The organism is Limnohabitans sp. (genome assembly GCF_031539175.1).
GTDB lineage: Bacteria > Pseudomonadota > Gammaproteobacteria > Burkholderiales > Burkholderiaceae_C > Limnohabitans.
On record NZ_JAVKLQ010000026.1, the window covers coordinates 1 to 4,094 of the forward strand.

General features: G+C 57.4%; 3 protein-coding genes and 1 pseudogene. 2 read left to right on the forward strand and 2 right to left on the reverse strand.

Annotation, left to right across the window (positions count from 1 at the left end):
• A pseudogene (locus RMS95_RS04745) lies at window positions 1–130 on the forward strand (IS30 family transposase); the annotation flags it as partial.
• A gap of 41 nt (window positions 131–171) precedes the next feature.
• Window positions 172–2,124, forward strand: coding sequence for a methyl-accepting chemotaxis protein (locus tag RMS95_RS04750; protein WP_310644046.1), 1,953 nt, complete (start codon window positions 172–174; stop codon window positions 2,122–2,124).
• A 52-nt stretch (window positions 2,125–2,176) separates the two neighbouring features.
• On the opposite strand, the gene RMS95_RS04755 is transcribed toward RMS95_RS04750, so the two are convergent.
• Complete coding sequence (locus RMS95_RS04755; RefSeq protein WP_310644048.1) at window positions 2,177–3,094, reverse strand: DMT family transporter; 918 nt, start codon at window positions 3,092–3,094, stop codon at window positions 2,177–2,179.
• Window positions 3,084–4,094, reverse strand: a 1,011-nt coding sequence (gene dusA / locus RMS95_RS04760; RefSeq protein WP_310644050.1) for a tRNA dihydrouridine(20/20a) synthase DusA, incomplete at its 5' end; no start/stop codon positions are given. The genes dusA and RMS95_RS04755, both read right to left, overlap by 11 nt.

The following is a 4,094-nucleotide window of genomic DNA, read 5'->3' on the forward strand; positions in this document are numbered from 1 at the left end:
AACCGTGACGGATGAGGAATTGACTATGATTGAAAACCGATTGAATCATCGCCCCAGAAAGCGACTAGGATTCAAGACACCTCACGAGGTATTCCATGCCTCGTTAAAGCGTGTTGCACTTCGTCCTTGAATCCGCCAAAAGCGCAAAAAAGACGGTTGCGCCCTTTGAAAATGTTGAACCTCCAGAATTTGCGCATTGGCACGCGACTTGGTCTCGCGTTTGCCGCTTTGGTCTCACTGTTGATCATCTTGGCAGTGATCGGGATCAAGCAACTGAGCCAAGTTGCAACAGACACGGATTTGATCGCCCACGACCGTTTGCCCAAAGTCAACTTAGCGCAGGTCATTGAAAACGAAGTCAACCGCCAGTCACGCGCCATCCGCACGGCCTTGATCGCCACAGATCCCAAAGTCGTTGCCACAGAGCTCGAGAAGATCGAAACCTCGGCCCCCCTCATCGCCATGGCACTGACACAACTGAATGCCACCATTCACACCCCAGAAGGTAAAGCGGCGTTGGCCAAACTCACCCAAGCGCGAGAGGTGTTCAAAGCACATGAACTTGAGTTGATCGGTCTCATCCAAGCGAACCGCATCGACGAAGGCCGCAAATATTTGGTGAATGAAATGCTGACGCCTCAAACACACTACTTAGAGAGTGTGGAAGCCTTGGCCCAAACCCAAAAAGAAGCCATTGACAACTTCGCGACGGAAGCCGCTCAAGCCGCAGTGCTCGGCAAAACCTTCATGCTGATGATTGCTGTGATTGCTGTGATCGTGGCTGCGGTTGTGGCGTGGGCGACCACCCGCTCCATCACACGCCCACTGGGCGAATTGCAAAACTTGTTGAGCGATGTGGAGAAAACCTCCGATTTCAGCAAACGCATGACGCAAATCAACCGCGACGAAGTCGGCCTCACCGCCCAAGCCTTCAACCAAATGCTGGACGCTCAGCAGCGCGCCATCCGAGAAGTCAACCAAGTGGTGGCCGCCATCGCTGCGGGCAACTTTGACACCCGCATTCAAACCGAACTTCGCGGTGATTTGGCAGCCATGAAAACGGCGGTAAACACCAGCGCCCAAAGCGTCAAAGTGACCATGGCTGCACTGAATGAGGTGATGCAATCGCTCTACAACGGCAACTTCAACGTGGAAGTTCAAGCGCAAGTTCAGGGCGATTTCAAAGTCACCTTAGACCGAGCCAAACAAGCCGCTGACGCCCTGCAAGCCATGATGGGCGACATTGGTCAAGTCATGTCCCACGTCTCTCAGGGTGACTTGACTCGCCGCGTGCAAGCCCAAGGCCGTGGCGACTTAGAGCAACTCAAACACAACATCAACCAATCGCTGGATGCGCTGGGTCGCGCCCTGAAAGAGATCAACACCAACACCCGTCTGCTGGCGACTCAAGCGAACCAAACCAGCCAAGCGGTCGAGCAAATCTCAGCAGGTGCCGACACGCAAACCACGGCCATCCGACAAGTCTCCACCGCACTTGGCATGAGTGCCCAGTCGATTGCAGATGTGTCGAGCAGTACCGAATCGGCCAGTTACCAATCGCGAGAATCTGTGGCCTTGGTGCGCAGCGGCAAAGAGAAAATGTTGCAAATGGCCGAGGTGGTCAACAACATCGCAGCGAACTCACAAAAGATCAACAAGATCTCCGAGGTGATTGAAAGCATTGCCTATCGCACCAACCTCTTGAGCTTGAATGCCGCCATCGAAGCGGCCCGCGCGGGCGAGCAAGGCAAAGGCTTTGCCGTGGTGGCCGATGAAGTGGGCAAACTCGCGGTCAGCAGCGCAGAAAGCACCAAAGAAATTGCGATGCTGGTGAAGCAAGCCTCCACCGAAGCCCAGCGTGCCGTTGAAACGGTGGCAGGCGTGAACGAAGACATGGACCGCATCGAAGCAGGGGCTGGCCAAACAGACGGCATGCTGCAACGCATCTCAGCCGCCGTGGAGGAACAAAGCAGCGCCCTGCAGGAGATCGATGTCAACATCGCGAACTTGAGCCAGATCGCCGCCGGCAACGCCAACGCATCCGAAGAACTGACGGCAACCGCCATTGAGCTGGCCAAAATTGCCGACAACAACCGACGCGAAGTGGAAACGTTCAGCTTTTAAAGCTTGTACGCCTGAGCGGCGGGGTCCCCTCGTTTCACGTCGCTCGCAAAGTTCAAGCGGATCGTTTCGCGGCCATCACCAAAGCCACGCCAGACAAAATCAAAGCGCCACCCGCCACATGGTGCCAACCCAAGGGCTCGCCCAGTACCAGCCAAGCGGCAATGCCTGAGTACAAAGGCCCCAAGTACAGCGTGACGGCAACACGGCTAGCACCCAAGATTTTTTGGGTCCAGCCGTAAATCCAATACGCCGCCAAGCCTGGCACCAGGGCGGTGACCACGATGAGCCCCAAGGCGTGCCAGCCCAAGACGGGCGTACTGGGCGAAGCCAACTCATACAGCGCAAACGGCAACAAGACCGCCACGCCGCCCATGCAAATGGTGGCCAATCGAGCCGTGGAGCCCAAAGGGCTGTGCCATTTCTTTTGCAGCAAGGCATAAGCGGCCCAAGCCATCGAGGCCGCCACGATCCACAAATCACCGGGCACCAAGTTGACCTTTGACAAATGTGCCCAATCGCCCCGCACCACCACATGAACCACGCCTGACATGGCCACCACCACGCCCACCAATTGGCGCTTCGAAAAATGCTCGCCCAGCCAAAGTACGGAGCCCACAGCGATCAACACGGGCGACGAGGCATAAATCAGCGAAATGTTCATGGCACCCGTGCTCTCACCGGCCATGTAAACCCAGGCCCCGCAAATCCACATGCCGCAAGCGCCCAACACCACCGATTGACGCCAAGCCGCACGCACCTCGCCTCGCATGCGCCACAACTCGGCACGCGCCAGCCACGTCAGGATGAGGCCGGCCAAGAACCAACGCCCCAGCGCCAGCACATGGGGCGACACCACGCCTGGGGCCAATCGGGCAGAAATCAAATTCACAGTCCACAACACAGGTGTGAACCAGATCAACACTAACGCTAATTTGCTGCGACTTTGGGCACGCAAAGCCTCAGTCGGCATGGGGCACCTGCGCGTCTGTGGCATCGCCCTGCATCTCTTGGCGCTCCGGCGGCACCGCTGCGCCTCGGGCCAGTGCCTCGCGGGCGATTTGCCACACCTCACGCGGTGGCAAAGGCTTGAGTTTGTGGTTGCTCCACACCTGGCGCCACAAACGCGAACCACGTTCGCCGTGGTAGAGGCCCAACATGTGGCGTGCAATCGGATACCAAGGGCAGCCGTCTTCTTTGAACGCACGCTCCATGTAGGCCACCATCATCTCTTCCACCGCTTCGCGGGTTGGAATGGCGTGGGCATCGTTGTAAAACGCCGCGTCCCACGTGGTGAGCAGCCAAGGGTTGTAATAGGCTTCGCGGCCCAGCATGACGCCATCCACATGCTGCAAGTGCTCAGCCATTTGCGCGTTGGTGGTGATGCCGCCGTTGACCGAAATCACCAAGCTCGGAAAGTCTTTTTTGAGCTGGTAAGCCAGCTCGTAGCGCAACGGTGGCACTTCGCGGTTTTCTTTGGGACTCAAACCATCGAGCCACGCGTTACGTGCGTGCACAGTGAACACTTGGCAACCGGCCTCGCTGACTGTGCCCACGAAATCGCGCACAAAGTCGTAGCTTTCAATGCGGTCTAAACCAATGCGGTGCTTCACCGTCACAGGCACACTCACCACATCCAGCATGGCTTTCACGCTATCGGCCACGGTGTGAGGCTCGTTCATCAAACACGCACCAAACGCGCCACGCTGCACACGGTCTGACGGGCAACCGCAGTTCAGGTTGATCTCGTTGTAACCCCACTGCTCACCCAACTTGGCACCGTGCGCCAAGTCAGCGGCATCACTGCCGCCTAACTGCAAAGCCACGGGATGCTCTTCAGCATTGAAGCGCAAATGACGTTGCGTGTCGCCATGACGCAGCGCGCCGGTGGTGACCATCTCGGTGTAGAGCAAGGTGTGGTGGCTGAGCAGGCGATGGAAGTAACGGCAGTGGCGATCTGTCCAGTCCATCAT